The 16,734-nt window shown below is 50.1% G+C and carries 17 protein-coding genes; 10 read left to right on the top strand and 7 right to left on the bottom strand.

From position 1 onward, the window contains the following. Positions 1-12: 12 nt before the first annotated feature. The 6 genes from EA58_RS01805 to EA58_RS01830 form a co-directional block, all read right to left on the bottom strand. Positions 13-816: a nucleoside-specific channel-forming Tsx family protein gene (locus EA58_RS01805; protein ID WP_036748848.1), complete on the bottom strand. Its 804-nt coding sequence runs from the start codon at positions 814-816 to the stop codon at positions 13-15. Positions 817-1,215: 399 nt separating this feature from the next. After that, entirely contained in the window at positions 1,216-2,580 is a 1,365-nt protein-coding gene (locus EA58_RS01810; protein WP_036748305.1) for an AmpG family muropeptide MFS transporter, read from the bottom strand. Between the two features lie 170 nt (positions 2,581-2,750). Then, positions 2,751-3,113, bottom strand: coding sequence for a hypothetical protein (locus tag EA58_RS01815; protein ID WP_036748309.1), 363 nt, complete (start codon positions 3,111-3,113; stop codon positions 2,751-2,753). 41 nt (positions 3,114-3,154) lie between these two features. After that, positions 3,155-3,709, bottom strand: a complete 555-nt coding sequence (locus EA58_RS01820) for a peptidylprolyl isomerase (RefSeq protein WP_036748312.1) — start codon at positions 3,707-3,709, stop codon at positions 3,155-3,157. After that, positions 3,709-4,278: a YajG family lipoprotein gene (locus tag EA58_RS01825; protein WP_036748314.1), complete on the bottom strand. Its 570-nt coding sequence runs from the start codon at positions 4,276-4,278 to the stop codon at positions 3,709-3,711. Before EA58_RS01825 ends, EA58_RS01820 begins: the two co-directional genes overlap by 1 nt. Before the next feature lie 55 nt (positions 4,279-4,333). After that, entirely contained in the window at positions 4,334-5,476 is a 1,143-nt protein-coding gene (locus EA58_RS01830; protein WP_036748316.1) for a methyltransferase, read from the bottom strand. A gap of 173 nt (positions 5,477-5,649) precedes the next feature. Between EA58_RS01830 and bolA the strand changes: the two genes are divergently transcribed. From bolA to dinB, 10 genes are all read left to right on the top strand, one after another. After that, positions 5,650-5,961 carry a transcriptional regulator BolA gene (gene bolA / locus EA58_RS01835; protein WP_036748318.1) on the top strand — a complete coding sequence of 104 codons (312 nt, stop codon included), beginning with the start codon at positions 5,650-5,652 and terminating at the stop codon, positions 5,959-5,961. A gap of 671 nt (positions 5,962-6,632) precedes the next feature. Next, complete coding sequence (locus EA58_RS01840; protein WP_036748321.1) at positions 6,633-7,973, top strand: Na(+)-translocating NADH-quinone reductase subunit A; 1,341 nt, start codon at positions 6,633-6,635, stop codon at positions 7,971-7,973. Positions 7,974-7,976: 3 nt separating this feature from the next. Further along, the gene (locus tag EA58_RS01845; protein WP_036748323.1) at positions 7,977-9,221 is read left to right on the top strand and encodes an NADH:ubiquinone reductase (Na(+)-transporting) subunit B; all 1,245 of its coding nucleotides are present in this window, start codon (positions 7,977-7,979) and stop codon (positions 9,219-9,221) included. Next, on the top strand, positions 9,211-10,002 hold the full coding sequence (locus tag EA58_RS01850; RefSeq protein WP_036748325.1) for a Na(+)-translocating NADH-quinone reductase subunit C: 792 nt from the start codon (positions 9,211-9,213) through the stop codon (positions 10,000-10,002). Before EA58_RS01845 ends, EA58_RS01850 begins: the two co-directional genes overlap by 11 nt. Continuing rightward, positions 9,995-10,627 (top strand): NADH:ubiquinone reductase (Na(+)-transporting) subunit D, encoded by a 633-nt coding sequence (locus EA58_RS01855; RefSeq protein WP_036748327.1) that lies wholly within the window; start codon positions 9,995-9,997, stop codon positions 10,625-10,627. Before EA58_RS01850 ends, EA58_RS01855 begins: the two co-directional genes overlap by 8 nt. A 7-nt stretch (positions 10,628-10,634) precedes the next feature. After that, complete coding sequence (gene nqrE / locus EA58_RS01860) at positions 10,635-11,231, top strand: NADH:ubiquinone reductase (Na(+)-transporting) subunit E (RefSeq protein WP_036748328.1); 597 nt, start codon at positions 10,635-10,637, stop codon at positions 11,229-11,231. 22 nt (positions 11,232-11,253) lie between these two features. After that, on the top strand, positions 11,254-12,480 hold the full coding sequence (gene nqrF, locus EA58_RS01865) for an NADH:ubiquinone reductase (Na(+)-transporting) subunit F (protein ID WP_036748331.1): 1,227 nt from the start codon (positions 11,254-11,256) through the stop codon (positions 12,478-12,480). 186 nt (positions 12,481-12,666) lie between these two features. Beyond that, positions 12,667-13,689, top strand: coding sequence for an FAD:protein FMN transferase (locus EA58_RS01870; protein ID WP_036748333.1), 1,023 nt, complete (start codon positions 12,667-12,669; stop codon positions 13,687-13,689). Positions 13,690-13,703: 14 nt separating this feature from the next. Next, a complete protein-coding gene (gene nqrM, locus EA58_RS01875; RefSeq protein WP_036748335.1) occupies positions 13,704-13,925 on the top strand; it encodes a (Na+)-NQR maturation NqrM in 222 nt (73 codons plus the stop codon). A 132-nt stretch (positions 13,926-14,057) separates the two neighbouring features. Next, positions 14,058-15,140: a DNA polymerase IV gene (gene dinB / locus EA58_RS01880; RefSeq protein WP_036748336.1), complete on the top strand. Its 1,083-nt coding sequence runs from the start codon at positions 14,058-14,060 to the stop codon at positions 15,138-15,140. Positions 15,141-15,225: 85 nt separating this feature from the next. Here the strand turns inward: dinB and EA58_RS01885 are convergent, their stop codons facing one another. After that, the gene (locus EA58_RS01885) at positions 15,226-16,683 is read right to left on the bottom strand and encodes an aminoacyl-histidine dipeptidase (RefSeq protein ID WP_036748339.1); all 1,458 of its coding nucleotides are present in this window, start codon (positions 16,681-16,683) and stop codon (positions 15,226-15,228) included. Positions 16,684-16,734: the final 51 nt, after the last annotated feature.

Consider the following 16,734-nt stretch of genomic DNA (forward strand, 5'->3'; position numbering starts at 1 on the left):
TGTGATGCGAACTTAGAACTTGTAAGTCATGCTCACGTAGTGGCCGAAACCGGTAGATTTGAAGCCATCAGTATCTTTGATACCATAAACATCTTTATAAGCTTTCAGGCCGTAACCCACAGCATAGCGGTCGGAATGCCAGTAGATACCGTTGAACATTGCACCGCCGTTGCTGGCTGAAGAGTATTCTTCTTTCATGCCGAACTGGTAATCAATGTAACCCTGGTAAGACACGAAACTGCCGTTGTCGAAGGTGTAGAAAGGTTTGAACCAGTTGGTTGAGATCTGGTAACCGTTCCAGTCTCTTTTGTTTGAATCGTAAGTGCTATACAGGTTCAGGCCGATTTTGCCCAGCCAAGGTACATTGACATCAGAACCCAGACCGATTTTTTGTGTATTCGGGCCAACCTCTCCTTTGCCAGATTTACCACCACTCCACTCCATCAGCGTTGCGATGTACAGCTCCTGCACTGGGCCGAAAGACAGGTCAGTTTGAGTCAGGGCATCCAGAGAGACGCGTGGCGCAAACTTCATGAAGATTTTATCTTTACCCGCTTTATCGCTGTCTGGATCTGTCGTCAGGTCAAAAACATCCACATAACCATACAGGTCGAAGATACCGGAGCGACCGCCGAATTCCATTTCCAGGTAATCGTGGCTGGATTCGCCTGGCAGCTCGTCAAACGCATACATCAGGTTAAATTGAGACCATTTGTAGTCGTTTTTGTGGATATTACCGTCGGTGTAATCAGCAGCTTGGGTCGCAGCCGACAGGGAGGCTGCCAGTACACTCAGTGCAACAAGGGATTTACGCATCGTCAACTCTCGCTCATTGGATTTAAAAGACCGGACTTTTTTAACCAGTCCGTTTTCAATGGCGAGCAGTGTATTGTTTGATGTCACGAATGTGAATGTAACGTTTCACTTCTAATTTTTTGATTGTGAATTGGATCTTGTGTAATGGATTACAAAAAAATACAAAGGTGATTTTGATCGCTTTTTGCCTTTGATTTGATGTAAATACTTCGAACCTAATGAGCTTTTGGTCAATAAGTGTTCATGCCCGAACAGGCAGATTGTTATCTGAAATCAAACAAAGCCAAAAAGTGCTAGGCAGGTGTCAACAAAAACAGAAAAAACGGGGGTGGGGCGAGGGTATGTCTGGCCTGAATTGTTGGAACATTCAGACCAGACAAAGTTCACTTTCCTGAAAAATTAATTCTGATGTGGGGCGTATTTTTCGACAGCTTTGATCAGGAGCAGTACAGGCAGACCAATCAAAGCGGTGCTCAGGAAGAAGATGTTATAGCCGAAATGGTCGACGTAGAGGCCAGAGAAACCGGCCAGAAATTTCGGGAACAGCAACATGATAGAACTGAACAGCGCATATTGCGTCGCCGAGAATGCCACATTGGTCAGGCCCGACATGAAGGCGATAAAGGCTGCTGTCGCAATTCCGGCGCTCAGGTTATCTACCGAGATCACCAGTGTGAGCATAGGCAGGCTATTGCCAATGTATGTGAATGCCATAAATAACAGGTTGGTGAGTGCTGCCAGCACGGCCCCCAGCGCCAGAATGCGTAAGGTGTTGTAACGGGTGATCAATAGACCACCGAGGCCAGCACCGACCAACGTCATGATCACGCCATAGACTTTGGAAACTGTGGCCACTTCACTTTTACTGAAACCCATATCGACATAGAAGGCGTTTGCCATGATCCCCATCACGACGTCTGAAATCCGGTAACAACCGATCAGGGCCAGCAACAGCATGCCGGCTTTGCCATAGCGCTTGAAAAAGTCCAGGAATGGCATGATGGCTGAGGTATACGACCAGGCCATCGCTCTGGCCAGCGGGTAGGGCACATTGGCATCCTGAAGGCGCAGACGCATTTCTGTCTCAAGTTTGTCGATGGCTTTGCCATTCGATTGAGGTTCATGAATGCACAATGCAGTGATAAAGCCCACCGACATCAAGCCCGCCATGATGAAGTATGCCGTTTTCCAGCCAATGGGATCGTAGCTGGTGTCTGAGCCAAACAGCGCTGCAATAGCCAGCACACCCGCACCCGCCATAATCATGGCCAGTCGGTAGCCTGTCATATATGCGGCGGCCAGAGCAGCCTGCAAACGCTCCGTGGCCAGTTCAATCCGGTAAGCATCGATCACGATGTCCTGCGATGCCGAGGCAATGGCGACAATCACCGCAAAGATGGCTAACTGGGAGAGGTCTGCTTGTGGATTACTGATCGCCATGCCGCAGAGCGAAGCAATAATCAGTAATTGGGAAAAGACCATCCAGCCTCGTCGCCGTCCTAAAAGTTTTGAAAACAGCGGCACGGGAAAGCGATCAATGAGCGGAGACCAGGCCCATTTAAATCCATAGGCCAGAGCCACCCAACTGAAGTAGCCAATATCGGTCCGGCTGACTTCCGCTTCCCGTAACCAGAAAGACAGGGTTCCAAAAACCAGTAGAATTGGCAGGCCAGACGAGAAGCCCAGTGCCAGCATGATCAGGACTTTCTTTTCTAGATAAACACGCCAGCCAGTGCCGGGACGGTCGTCAACAGCTTGCTCCATCGGAATGGACCCTCTTCTGCATAAAAATAAAACACGCGTTGTCCAGTCTGACGTGGTGCGGTACAGATTGCACCTTCAGACCGGACAAAGATATAAAGGTATCAGCATGTCGGGGGGAGAAAAACCATCAAAACGTCAAAATTGTGGCGTCGTTGGGGAGAAATGTGTGTTTAAGGGCGAATTCCCTGCATTTTCTCTGGCGCTTCGCCGATCCCCAGCAGGTATTTGGCACCGGCAGTGACCCGAAACTGAATAAAGCAGTTGCCCAGGAGCTGGTGTTCTTCCAGGGATTCCATCAGATGGAGTAAATACCAGTAAACGGATTCATATGGGGTGTCTGGCGTGCCGCTGGCAACACAGAGTTGCCACCAGTCATGGAGTTGCTCTGTGCAGGTTTGCCTTAAGGCGTCGTAACTGGTTTCCCCATTGATGGTGCCCAGCATCGACAGCGCTAATGCAGGCGCGTGGTCAGCAATGTGACGGGCGATTTGCTCCGTTGGCACATCCGGCTGTGAGGAAACGAGTCTAAGCATGGGGATCACCTGGCCGCAGACTCACGGCCAGGGACGTCAGTCTACTTTTTGATAATGTTGATGGCTTTAATAACTATAGGCTGCTGAGGTACATCTTTCATACCTATTGAGCGGACTGTTGTTGTAGGAATTGCGGCCATTTTTTCAATAACTGAGAACCCTTTCACAACTTTGCCGAATACCGCATAGCCCGGACGGTTCGCCTGACCATCCAAAAAGGTGTTGTTCTGGTAGTTAATATAAAACTGACGGGTTGCAGAATCAGCCACCTGAGTCCGGGCCATGGCGATCGTCGCTCGTTGGTTGCTCAGGCCATTGTCCGATTCGTTCTTGATGGGATCGTAGCTCGGACGACGGTTTAACTCAGCATCAAAGCCACCTCCCTGAGCCATGAAACCAGGAATCACGCGGTGGAAAATGGTGCCGACGTAGCTGCCATCTTCGACGTAGCGCAGGAAGTTCTTGGTGGTGACCGGTGCTTTTTCTTCGTTCAGCTCAACCACAAATTCTCCCAGACTGGTTTCTACGGCAACTTGTGTAGCGGCTGCAGCAGAAAACGACAGGGTTAGCAGGGCAGCAGTTAAAATTCGGCGCATTACAGGTTCTCCTCCATGTAGCTGTTCAGTTCAGTATCGGTTTGGATATCACGCAGGACGGCATCCATCAGGCCGTTCATAGCCAGTTCCATTGACGCCGCAGAGGCGGTCATGGCACCTTCCCGGGATGACTTGCCTGCATAACGCTTGATAAATTTGCCGTTGGGCGTGGTCAGAACCAGCTGGAGCTGCAGTTTACTGCTCAGGGTGTGGCTGAGTGTGCTTTGCTTGACGTTGACCAAGGCTTCCAGAATGTCCAGACGCAGTGTGCTCTGGCTGTCGTGGTCAATTTGAATGCCCTGAGATTCTAACTGACGGGATAGCGCATTTTGCAGGGTTTGACGCAGGTTTTCCCGGGCATGCAGCGGGTGAACATTCTTGTCGCCGTTATCGATCACGGCAACAAATTGTGCTGTGCGAAGGTCACGGCTTTCCAGGTTCAGGTGCAAACCCTGTACACTTGGCTGAGCGGCCAGTGTCGGGGTTGGCTGAAGGGAAAGCTGCGTATCCGTTGGCGCAGTACAGGCCGTTAAAGCCAGTAGTGAGACAGCAAAAACAAGCGGTTTCATCCAGGTGTTCCTTATTTAACAGGCTGTTGGCCAGCCAAAATGTTCAAAAACGGGTTTATTTTTCAGCTTGATAAACCACAAATTTATTGTTTTGAGCGATTGGGTGTACTTTAGCAAACAGGCGCTTGAGTTTTCCATCATAGCCCAGATGGCGGTTGCCGATCACAATGAGCCGGCCATGACGGCGCAGGCAACGTTTTGCATCGCAGAACATCTGCCAGGCGATATGGTCTGTAATGGTGTTTTGTTGGTGAAATGGCGGATTACACAGCACCAGATCAGCGTCCTCATTTATCATACTTTCCAGACAGTTATCTACTTTAGCGGTCAACTGATTCCGGTTCGTCAGGTTCAGGTCAGCATTTTCGCGACAGGAAGCTACAGCCATATAGCTTTCATCAACACAGGTAATCCTGGCTTCCGGGTTGAGCCGTGCGGCATGCAAACCAATCACCCCGTTTCCGCAGCCCAAATCAATGATGGTTTTGAGTTTTGGATCCTGAGGAATGTGTTCCAGCAGCAGCCGGGCACCAATATCCAGACTTTCACCGGAAAACACATTGGCATGATTGGTCAGCGTCAGGTTGTATTCCGGGACATCCCAGCGCTGAATGTCCGGCATGGCGGTTGCGAGTGTTTTGTCTGGCTTGCAGAAAATCAACCGGGCTTTTTTGACGGCCAGTGATGTGCTGGTTGGCCCCAAATGTTTCTCGAACAGTTTCAGGGTCGAGGTGTGAATATCCTTGGCTTTGGCTGCGGCAATCACAGTGCAGTCGTCTGGTAAGGCAGCACACAGTTGTGCCAGTTGCCAGATCAGCAAACGGTTGTTCTTCGGCAGCTTGATTAAAACCAGTTGCGGATTCTCGGGCAACGGCGCGAGGCAATCGGTAAACGTCACCGCAGACAGATTGTTGTCCGCCAGATTCGCTTCACTGGCTTTGCGTGCAATGTAGGAATCGCCTGATGAAACGACGTTCGCCTGTGCAGCGAACCAGCAGGCCAGTGCACCAAAACCGTCGTTGAGGATCACGATGGGGCGCTCGGGCGTCAGGGCCGGTTGCTTTGCCTCTTTCATCGCTTCGACCTGATTGATCAGGTATTCATCGGCTGCATCCCAGGCTTGCAGGGTTTCTCGGTTCCGGACGGGATAACGTTGCAGCCGCAGGCTGCGGCCATGCAGGGTGAGCTCAGGTTTCATTCAGGCTATCTTTAGGGTATGTTGTCGGGTTGAATATTTTCGCAGATGCTGGCGATGCTGCAAAGACTAACCTGATCACTGTGGCCGATTGTTGTGTTTTTCCACAAAATGCCGCTGTATTTTTCACCATGACGGTTTTTCGGGCAGTGGGCAGCGCCGTATCAGGAGGACATATGATCCAGGAACGCATCGAACAAAAACTGCAGCAATCTTTATCTCCGGTTCACCTGGAAGTGGTGAATGAAAGCTATATGCACAATGTGCCAAAAGGGGCTGAAAGTCACTTTAAGGTCATTGTTGTCAGCCACGAATTTGAAGGTCAGCGCCTGATTGGTCGCCATAGAGCGGTAAATACGGTTTTGGCCGACGAACTGGCAAATCATATCCATGCGTTGGCGATTCACACCTACACACCGGAGGAGTGGCAGACCCAACAAGCGGCACCGGCTTCACCGGCTTGTTTGGGTGGCAGTAAGTTCGGGTAAGTTAAGCTATACCGATTGACAGAACGAACAGATAAAAACCGCAGCTTTGCGGTTTTTTACAGCCTGAAGTTTGAAGTCGGTAAGTGAGTGAAGTTGGAATGATGGCGTAAGATGCGTGTCGTTCGTTTTTTATTCGCATTGGGCGTATGTAAATCACTTTGACTTCTGCTGGGGCGTCTATACTGACTCCCGAATATCTCTAAGGTGGTTTCCTGGTGTGAGAGATTGAAAACATATGTTGCAGAAACGATGCAAAATTGCATGGAATTTTGCTGCTTTATAGACATCGAATGCGTGAGTTTAACCGACGGTCCTGTGGTGTTGAGAAATTGATACTGGATTGTAAAGAGCAGAAAAACACAATGATCGTAGCAAGTGCCGGATGATTCACCGCAAGTGTGCGTTGGGTCAAATTTATCTATCACAGTGATTCTTAGCACATCAGCTATCGCTGAATTTCAGTCCGATTAGCGAGCTTTGCCATAGTAAAAAGCAGTTGATTAATGCTAAAATCCGGCCCTCGAAAATACTCGTCATCCCATTGTGTGATGAAAGAGTAAATAGGATGTTGCGGTGCTGGTGGTTTCTGATACCGGCTTCGGACCAAGGAAAGTCGTGTCTAAATTGCGCAATAACAAGTTCTTTTTCCCGTTAATGTAGTGCAAGTGCGTATGATTACAATAAAGAAGGGTCTGGATATCCCAATTGCTGGGACTCCTACCCAGGCGATAAATGATGGCAAAGCCATCACTCGAGTCGCCTTGCTTGGCGAAGAATACGTCGGTATGCGTCCAACGATGCATGTCCGCGTAGGGGATGTAGTAAAAAAAGGTCAGGTGCTCTTCGAAGATAAGAAGAACCCGGGCGTGAAATTTACTGCTCCAGCCAGCGGCAAGGTTGTGGAAGTCAATCGTGGTGCTAAGCGTGTTCTCCAGTCTGTCGTCATCGATATCGAAGGCGATGAGCAGATCACCTTTAACCGTTACGACAAAGCGCAGCTATCACAGCTGGACCGCGCTGCTATTGTAGAGCAGTTAGTCGAGTCTGGTCTGTGGACAGCATTGCGTACACGTCCGTTCAGCAAGGTTCCTGCAATCGATGCTGAAACGCAGGCGATCTTTGTCAATGCAATGGATTCCAACCCATTGGCAGCCAATCCGGAAGTGATCATCAACGAACAAGGCGAAGCCTTCGTTGCTGGTCTGGCCCTTCTGTCTCGTCTGACAAGTGGCAAAGTTTATGTGTGTAAGTCTGGTGCAAGCCTGCCACGCAGTAACGAAGCCAATGTTGAAGAGCATGTATTCAACGGTCCGCATCCAGCGGGTCTGGTGGGTACACATATCCACACTCTGTTCGGCGCCGACATGAACAATGTTGCGTGGCACCTGAACTATCAGGATGTGATTGCCTTTGGTCAATTGTTCCTGACGGGTGAACTGCATGCTGAGCGTGTGGTTTCTCTGGCAGGTCCGGCTGTGAATGAACCGCGTCTGATCCGTACCCTGATTGGTGCTTCGATTGATCAGCTGACGGACGGCGAGCTGCTGACCGGTGAACTGCGTGTGCTGTCTGGTTCAGTGCTGAATGGTATTCATGCAACTGGTCCTCATGCTTATCTGGGTCGTTACCATCTGCAGGTTTCTGCACTGCGTGAAGGCCGTGAGAAAGAGTTCATGGGCTGGATCACGCCTGGTAAGAACAAATTCTCTGTCACACGCGCTTTCTTTAGCCAATTTTTCCCAGGCCAACTGTACAACATGACCACCACCACCAATGGTAGTGAGCGTTCTATGGTGCCAATCGGTAACTATGAGCGTGTCATGCCACTGGACATTGAGCCAACACTGCTGTTGCGTGATCTGTGTGCCGGTGATAGCGATAGTGCCCAACTGCTGGGTGTGCTGGAACTGGACGAAGAAGATCTGGCGCTGTGTACCTTCGTGTGCCCAGGTAAGTATGAGTACGGTCCAATGCTACGTGCATGCCTGGACAAGATTGAGAAGGAAGGGTAATTCATGAGCCTCAAGAATTTCCTCGAGCAGATCGAACACCACTTTGAGCCAGGTGGTAAGCATGAGAAGTGGTTTGCACTGTACGAAGCAGTTGCAACCGTGCTGTATACCCCAGGTATGGTCACCCGTACTGGCTCTCACGTACGTGACAGTATCGACCTGAAACGTATCATGATCATGGTCTGGTTGGCCGTATTCCCAGCAATGTTCTGGGGTATGTACAACGTGGGCCATCAGGCTGTTGCTGGTCTGAACCACTTGTATGCCGGTGCAGAACTGGTGAAAGTGATTCAGGGCGACTGGCATTACTGGCTGACCGAAGCGCTGGGCGGCACCTTAGGTGCTGATGCAGGCTGGGGCAGTAAAATGCTGTTGGGTGCAACCTACTTCCTGCCAATCTACGCGACTGTGTTTATCGTCGGTGGTTTCTGGGAAGTGCTGTTCTGTATGATCCGTAAACACGAAGTGAACGAAGGTTTCTTTGTGACTTCGATTCTGTTTGCGCTGATCGTTCCGCCAACACTGCCATTATGGCAGGCGGCACTGGGGATTACCTTCGGTGTTGTTGTGGCGAAAGAAGTCTTCGGTGGTACTGGCCGTAACTTCCTGAACCCTGCGCTGGCTGGCCGTGCCTTCCTGTTCTTCGCCTATCCTGCTCAGATCTCTGGTGATCTGGTGTGGACTGCTGCCGATGGTTTCTCTGGTGCAACGGCACTGAGCCAGTGGGCGACCGGTGGTCAGGCTGCCGTAGTGAACACGATGACTGGCGAAGCGATTAGCTGGATGGATGCGTTCATTGGCCGTATTCCAGGTTCGATTGGTGAAGTCTCAACGCTGTTCATTTTCATTGGCGGTGCCTTCATTGTGTATCTGGGAATTGCGTCCTGGCGTATCATTGCCGGTACGATGATCGGTATGGTTGCGGCTGCAACCCTGTTCAACATCATTGGTTCTCAAACGAATGCAATGTTCAGCATGCCATGGCACTGGCACCTGGTTCTGGGTGGCTTTGCGTTCGGTATGATGTTCATGGCCACTGACCCTGTTTCTGCTGCTTTCACCAATAAAGGAAAGTGGTGGTATGGTGCACTGATCGGTGTGATGGCTGTTCTGATTCGTGTGGTTAACCCTGCGTATCCGGAAGGCATGATGCTGGCGATTCTGTTCGCTAACCTGTTTGCCCCGCTGTTTGACCATGCAGTGATTCAAGGCAACATCAAACGGAGACTGGCTCGTCATGTCAAGTAAGAACGATAGCATCAAGAAAACGCTGACCGTTGTTGTTGCCCTGAGTCTGGTGTGCTCGATTGTGGTTTCAACTGCGGCAGTTATGCTGCGTCCGATGCAGCAAGTGAACGCGAAGCTGGATGTACAGCGCAACATTCTGTCCGTGGCAGGTCTGCTGCAAGAGGGTGTGAAAGTTGGTGAAACGTACAACCAGTACATTGAACCAAAACTGGTTGATCTGAAAACCGGCAACTTCGTTGATTCTGTTGATGGAAAATCACCAGCAGACTATGACCAGCGTGACGCAACGAAAAATCCGGCTCTGTCTGAGAAACTGGATCCAGCCACTGACCCAGCGAAGCTGATTCGTCTGGCAAACGTTGCCAAGATTTATCTGGTGAAAGATGACAACAATCAGATCCAGAAGCTGATCCTGCCTGTGAATGGTAAAGGTCTGTGGTCGATGATGTACGCATTCGTTGCGGTTGAAACCGACGGTAACACAGTTTCTGGCATCACTTACTACGAGCAGGGTGAAACCCCTGGACTGGGTGGTGAAGTTGAAAACCCGAAATGGCGTGCTCAGTGGGAAGGCAAAAAACTGTTTGATGACAGTTTCAAACCTGCAATCCATGTCGTGAAAGGTGGCGCACCTGAAGGTGATGCTCACGGTATCGACGGCCTGTCAGGTGCAACACTGACAAGCAACGGCGTGCAGAATACCTTCCAGTTCTGGTTGGGTGAAAACGGCTTTGGTCCGTTCCTGACTAAAGTGCGTAACGGAGGCCTGAACAATGGCTGATACGAAAGAAATGAAAAAAGTTCTGCTGGGGCCGCTGGTTAGCAATAACCCGATCGCTCTGCAGGTACTGGGTGTGTGTTCAGCCCTGGCTGTAACCACGAAACTGGAAACTGCGTTTGTGATGACGCTGGCGGTAACTTTTGTTACGGCATTTTCCAACTTCTTTGTTTCTCTGGTACGCAACCATATCCCGAGCAGTGTCCGTATTATCGCGCAGATGGCGATCATTGCGTCTCTGGTTATCGTGGTTGACCAGATCCTGAAGGCATATGTTTACGACATCTCCAAGCAGCTGTCTGTATTCGTTGGTCTGATCATCACCAACTGTATCGTGATGGGTCGTGCAGAAGCTTATGCCATGAAGTCTGCACCATTGCCATCTCTGCTGGATGGTGTGGGTAACGGTCTGGGCTACGGCTTCGTCCTGATTACTGTTGGTTTCTTCCGTGAGCTGCTGGGCTCAGGCAAAATCTTCGGTATGCAGGTACTACCGCTGATCTCTGAAGGTGGCTGGTATCAGCCAAACGGTATCATGCTGCTGGCACCGTCTGCCTTCTTCCTGATTGGCTTCCTGATCTGGACGATTCGTACTTTCCGTCCGGAACAAGTTGAAGCGAAGGAGTAAGGGAAACATGGAACATTATATTGGCTTACTGGTTCGTTCGATTTTCATCGAGAACATGGCACTGTCTTTCTTCCTGGGAATGTGTACATTCCTGGCGGTTTCAAAGAAAGTCAAAACGTCTTTTGGTCTGGGTGTTGCGGTTACCGTTGTCCTGACCATTGCTGTGCCTGTGAACAATCTGGTTTATAACCTGCTGTTGAAAGATGGTGCAATTGCTGAAGGCGTGGACCTGACGTTCCTGAACTTCATCACCTTCATCGGTGTGATTGCGGCACTGGTACAGATTCTGGAAATGATTCTGGACCGTTTCTTCCCGCCGCTGTACAACGCGCTGGGTATTTTCCTGCCGCTGATCACCGTGAACTGTGCGATCTTCGGTGGCGTATCCTTCATGGTACAGCGTGACTACAACTTTGCTGAGTCTGTTGTGTACGGTTTTGGCTCTGGTGTGGGCTGGATGCTGGCAATCGTTGCTCTGGCGGGTATCCGCGAGAAGCTGAAATATGCTGACGTACCAGCGGGCCTGCGTGGTCTGGGTATCACCTTTATCACCGTTGGTCTTATGGCGTTGGGCTTTATGTCCTTCTCCGGTGTACAGCTGTAATCAGGATAATAAGGAATAATTCATGAATGTTATTATTCTTGGCGTAGTTATGTTCACCTTGATTATCCTGGCTCTGGTTTTAGTGATCCTGTTCGCTAAATCCAAGCTGGTACCATCAGGTGACATTACTATCCTAATCAACAACGACCCTGAAAAAGCGATTACGACCCCTGCGGGTGGTAAGCTTCTGGGTGCTCTGGCGAGCAGCGGTATCTTTGTATCCTCTGCTTGTGGCGGTGGTGGTTCTTGTGGCCAATGCCGTGTGAAAGTGAAATCAGGTGGTGGTGATATTCTGCCAACTGAGTTGGATCACATTACAAAAGGTGAAGCCCGTGAAGGTGAGCGTCTGTCCTGCCAGGTCAACGTGAAAGCCGACATGGACATCGAGCTGCCAGAAGAAATCTTTGGTGTGAAAAAGTGGGACTGTACAGTTATCTCTAACGATAACAAGGCAACCTTCATCAAAGAACTGAAGCTGGGGATTCCAGACGGTGAGTCTGTACCATTCCGTGCGGGTGGTTATATCCAGATCGAAGCGCCTGCTCACCATGTGAAGTATGCAGATTACGACATTCCTGAAGAATATCGTGAGGACTGGGATAAATTTAACCTGTTCCGTTACGAGTCGAAAGTGAATGAGCACACAATCCGTGCATACTCGATGGCGAACTATCCGGAAGAGGAAGGCATCATCATGCTGAACGTGCGTATTGCCACGCCGCCACCTCGTAACCCGGATGTCCCACCAGGCATCATGTCATCTTACATCTGGTCACTGAAGGCCGGTGATAAAGTGACGATTTCTGGTCCGTTCGGTGAGTTCTTCGCAAAAGACACAGATGCAGAAATGGTCTTCATCGGTGGTGGTGCGGGTATGGCACCAATGCGTTCTCACATCTTCGACCAGCTGAAGCGTCTGCACTCTAAGCGTAAGATGAGCTTCTGGTATGGTGCTCGTTCTAAGCGTGAAATGTTCTATGTTGAAGATTTCGATATGCTGCAAGACGAGAACGATAACTTTGAGTGGTTCTGTGCCCTGTCTGATCCGATGCCTGAGGACAACTGGGACGGTTACACTGGCTTCATCCACAATGTGCTTTATGAAAACTACCTGAAAGATCATGAAGCACCGGAAGACTGCGAATACTACATGTGTGGTCCACCGATGATGAACGCCGCTGTGATCAGCATGCTGAAAGATCTGGGTGTTGAAGATGAAAACATCCTGCTGGATGACTTCGGTGGCTAAGACTGCCTGAAGCATCACTTAAGAATGGCTGACCTTCTGGGTCAGCCATTTTTCGTCAACCAATCCCTGATTTGTCCTTGAAGAACCCGAAGCACTCACATGACCTCACACCAATGACCTGACTGAATGACATGAATGTCTGAGGCTGTCTGAGTGGCTATTTGCTGTATTTTGGAGACCCCTTGCATGAAAAGACTGTTCACCCAAGCAATCATGTTGCTGGTGATGGCACTGATAATCAGTGGCTGTAGTGAGCAACGTCAGTTGATTCACCTGACTGGCTCCACGATGGGGACATACTATTCAATTAAGTTGATTAAGCAGGAAGGCTTACCGAGTGACGCTGAACTTCAGAAAGAAGTCGATCGGCGTCTTGAACTGGTGAATGATCAGATGTCGACCTATCGTAAGCTGTCCGAGCTCAGTCAATTTAACCAGCACACCAGCCGTGAGCCGTTTGAGGTTTCGGCGGATACCGCGAAAGTTGTGAAGGAGGCGATTCGCCTGTCTGAACTGACAGACGGTGCGCTGGATGTCACGGTTGGTCCATTGGTCAACCTGTGGAGCTTTGGCCCGGAAGCGCGTCCTGAAGTGATTCCAACGGAAGCGGATCTGGAAGCACGTCGCCAGGAGGTCGGGATTTCGCATCTGAAAGTCGAAGGAAACACTTTAATCAAAGATTTGCCTGGACTCTATGTCGATTTATCGTCCATTGCGAAAGGGTACGGGGTTGATGTGGTTGCAGATTATATTGCCTCGCTAGGTGTCCAGGATTATCTGGTTGAAATTGGTGGTGAAATTCGCCTGAAAGGCAAAAACCAGGAAGGCGTTCCTTGGCGTATCGCAGTTGAAAAGCCGACACAGGATGGTAGCCGTGCGATTCAGGAAGTGATTGAACCGGGTGAAATGGCGATCGCGACATCCGGAGATTATCGTAACTATTTTGAAGAAAATGGTGTACGCTACTCGCATCTGATTAACCCGAAAACGGGGAAGCCAATCACAAACCGTGTTGTGTCTGTGACTGTTTTGCATCCGGCATGTATGACTGCAGATGCCCTGGCCACTGCGTTTTCTGTGATGGGTGAAGAAAAGGCAATTGCACTGGCAAATCAGGAAAACCTGCCGGTGCTGCTGATTGTGAGTACAGACGAAGGCTTTCAAGAATATACTTCCGAGGCCTTTGCCCCTTACATGCAGAAAAAGTAATCTGAGAGCATAGTATGTTGGTATATGTAGCAACTTTTGGTGTATTTCTGTTGGTCATTGTCGCGATGGCTGTGGGTTATATTTTCCAGCGCAAAACAGTTTCCGGAAGCTGTGGTGGCCTGGGAGCTGTTGGCATTGAGAAAGAATGCGACTGCCCGGAACCGTGCGATAAGCGGTTGAAACGTGAAGCGCGCGCGGCCAAACAGGCTGAGTGGAAAAAGAATCAGATTATCTGATTGACTCAGTGCCACAAAAAACCATTCCAAAGCCCGTGATCTTCACGGGCTTTTTGCTCCTCGCTATCTGACGGTTCGGCGCTTATAATACTGTACATAAAAACAGTTTTATCGATGTGAAGCACATCCGTCATGGCAGAGAACGAATCTGAACAGTCCACGCAAAGAAAAATTATCCATGTTGATATGGACTGCTTTTTTGCGGCGGTTGAAATGCGTGACAATCCGGCACTTCAACAGGTGCCGATTGCGATCGGTGGCCGTTCTGAACAGCGTGGTGTGATCAGCACCTGTAATTACATTGCCAGAAAATTTGGGGTGCGTTCTGCAATGCCGACGGCACAAGCCATGAAGCTCTGTCCGGATCTGGTTCTGATCCCCGGTCGAATGGCTGTGTATAAAGAAGTCTCGCAGCAGATACGTGCAATTTTTCAGCGTTATACCTCCCTCATTGAGCCTCTGTCCCTGGATGAGGCGTATCTTGATGTCACGCATTGCACTTTGCATCGGGGATCAGCAACCCTGATCGCACAGGATATTCGTCAGGCGATCCGCGAAGAGTTGCACCTTACGGCATCTGCTGGGATTGCGCCGGTGAAGTTTATCGCCAAAATTGCCTCAGATATGAACAAACCTGACGGACAGTATGTGGTGACTCCGGCAGAGGTACCAGCCTTTGTTGCCGATTTGGCACTGGAGAAGATTCCCGGGGTTGGCAAAGTGACGATTCAGAAATTGCACGAACATGGCCTTTATCTTGGAAAAGATGTTCAGCGCTATGACAGAACGAAGCTGTTGCAGCAATTTGGTAAATTTGGCCAATCACTCTGGTCGCGTGCGCATGGTATCGATGAAAGGGAAGTGGTGGTTTCACGGGAGCGAAAGTCCGTGGGGGTGGAGCGAACCTTTTCTCAGAATATCCGTGAGTATGATGAGTGCTGGCAGGTCATAGAGCGATTGTATCCGGAACTGGAATCAAGGCTGAAAAGAGTCCGTCCGGATCTCCGGATTGCCCGACAGGGCATTAAGATCAAATTTGCTGATTTTCAACAAACCACAGTCGAACACAGTCAGCCAGTTCTGGAAAAGCGTCAGTTTGCAGCTTTGTTGACCGAGGCACTGACCAGACAAAAAGGCCGGGAAATTCGTTTGATCGGGATGAGTGTGGGGCTGGAACTGGGAACCAAGGCTCAACAGTTGTCGTTCGAATGGTAACCTTACTTAAGACGGGACATATGGTAGAAAAAGGGGAGCTGTGGCTCCCCTTGGATATCAAAGATGTTCGTGAAACCCGAGAAGATCACTTCACCGGAATTTGCTTCAGAATCGCAACCATTTGCTCCCAGAACAGCCCAACGGTCTCAATATTCACTTTCTCGTCAGGTGAATGCGGGAACTTAATGGTTGGGCCAAAAGAAATCATATCCATGTTCGGATACGGTTCTTTGAACAGTCCGCATTCCAGACCTGCGTGGATCACCATGATATTCGGCGTATTTCCGTAGATATCTTTATAGGTTTCGCGGAACAGGTGCATGACTTCAGAGCTTGGATCTGGTTTCCAGCCAGGGTAAGCACCAGAAAATTCACACTGTGCGCCTGCCAGTTGTGTCAGTGCCAGTAGCGTGTGTTCCACATCAATGCGTCCGGAATCAATCAGGGAGCGGATCAGGCAAAGCAGGGTGATGTGATCGGAATCTGTGGTGATGACGCCCAGGTTCAGCGAGGTTTCCACGACTCCCGGGATGTCGTCACTCATCCGCACGACGCCATTCGGGCAGGCGTTGATGAGTGCCATCAGGCGTTGCTGGCTGTTGACAGCCAATACATCAGACGGCATCTCAGCACTGTCGACAGACAGCTGGATACTGGTTTCAACTTTGCCCAGCTCTTCATGCAGGGTTTGCTGGAATGTGGCAAAACAGGTATGTAGCGCATCTGCTTTTTCAGCCGGTAGTGTGGCAATCGCAAATGCTTCTCGCGGAATTGCGTTACGCAGTGTGCCGCCGGTCAGGCTGCTGACACGCAGGCCGAGTGCTTCAGCATGAGCGAACAGGAATCGGCCCAGCAGCTTGTTTGCATTCGCGCGGCCAGTATGGATATCACAACCGGAGTGACCGCCTTTCAGGCCCTTAATTACCAGTTTGACGGCAGTATGACCCGCAGGAACTGCTTCACGGTCAATCGACAAAGTCAGCTCGGCGTCGACACCACCGGCACACCCCATGTAAATCTCACCTTCCTGCTCGGAATCGGTGTTCAGCAGAATGTCGCCTTCCAGCCAGCCTTCTTCCAGACCAAATGCGCCTGTCATACCAGCTTCTTCATCAATGGTCAGCAAGACTTCAAGTGGGCCATGCTCAATCTCTTTTGAAGCCAGGACGGCCAGGCAGGTTGCCATCCCAATCCCATTATCTGCACCCAGGGTGGTGCCTTTCGCGGTGACCCACTCTCCATCAACGTAAGGTTGGATTGGATCAATGGCGAAATCATGATCGGTGTCTTCATTTTTCTGTGGCACCATGTCTATGTGTGCCTGCAACACAACACCTTTCCGGTTTTCCATGCCCGGTGTAGCCGGTTTTTTAATGAAGACGTTCCCTGTCGCATCACGACGAACTGCCAGACCTTCGCTTTCAGCAAAACGAATGATGTGCTGGGCCAGCGCTTCTTCATGCTTGGATGGATGGGGGATGGCGCAGATTTGATCAAAGAATTGCCACACGTTTTGTGGCGAAAGTTGGCTGATTTCAGACACGGAACTCTCCCTAATAAACTGTCATTCATGCTGCCTGTTCTGGGCTATCCT

The organism is Photobacterium galatheae, assembly GCF_000695255.1.
In the GTDB taxonomy this organism is placed as follows: domain Bacteria; phylum Pseudomonadota; class Gammaproteobacteria; order Enterobacterales; family Vibrionaceae; genus Photobacterium; species Photobacterium galatheae.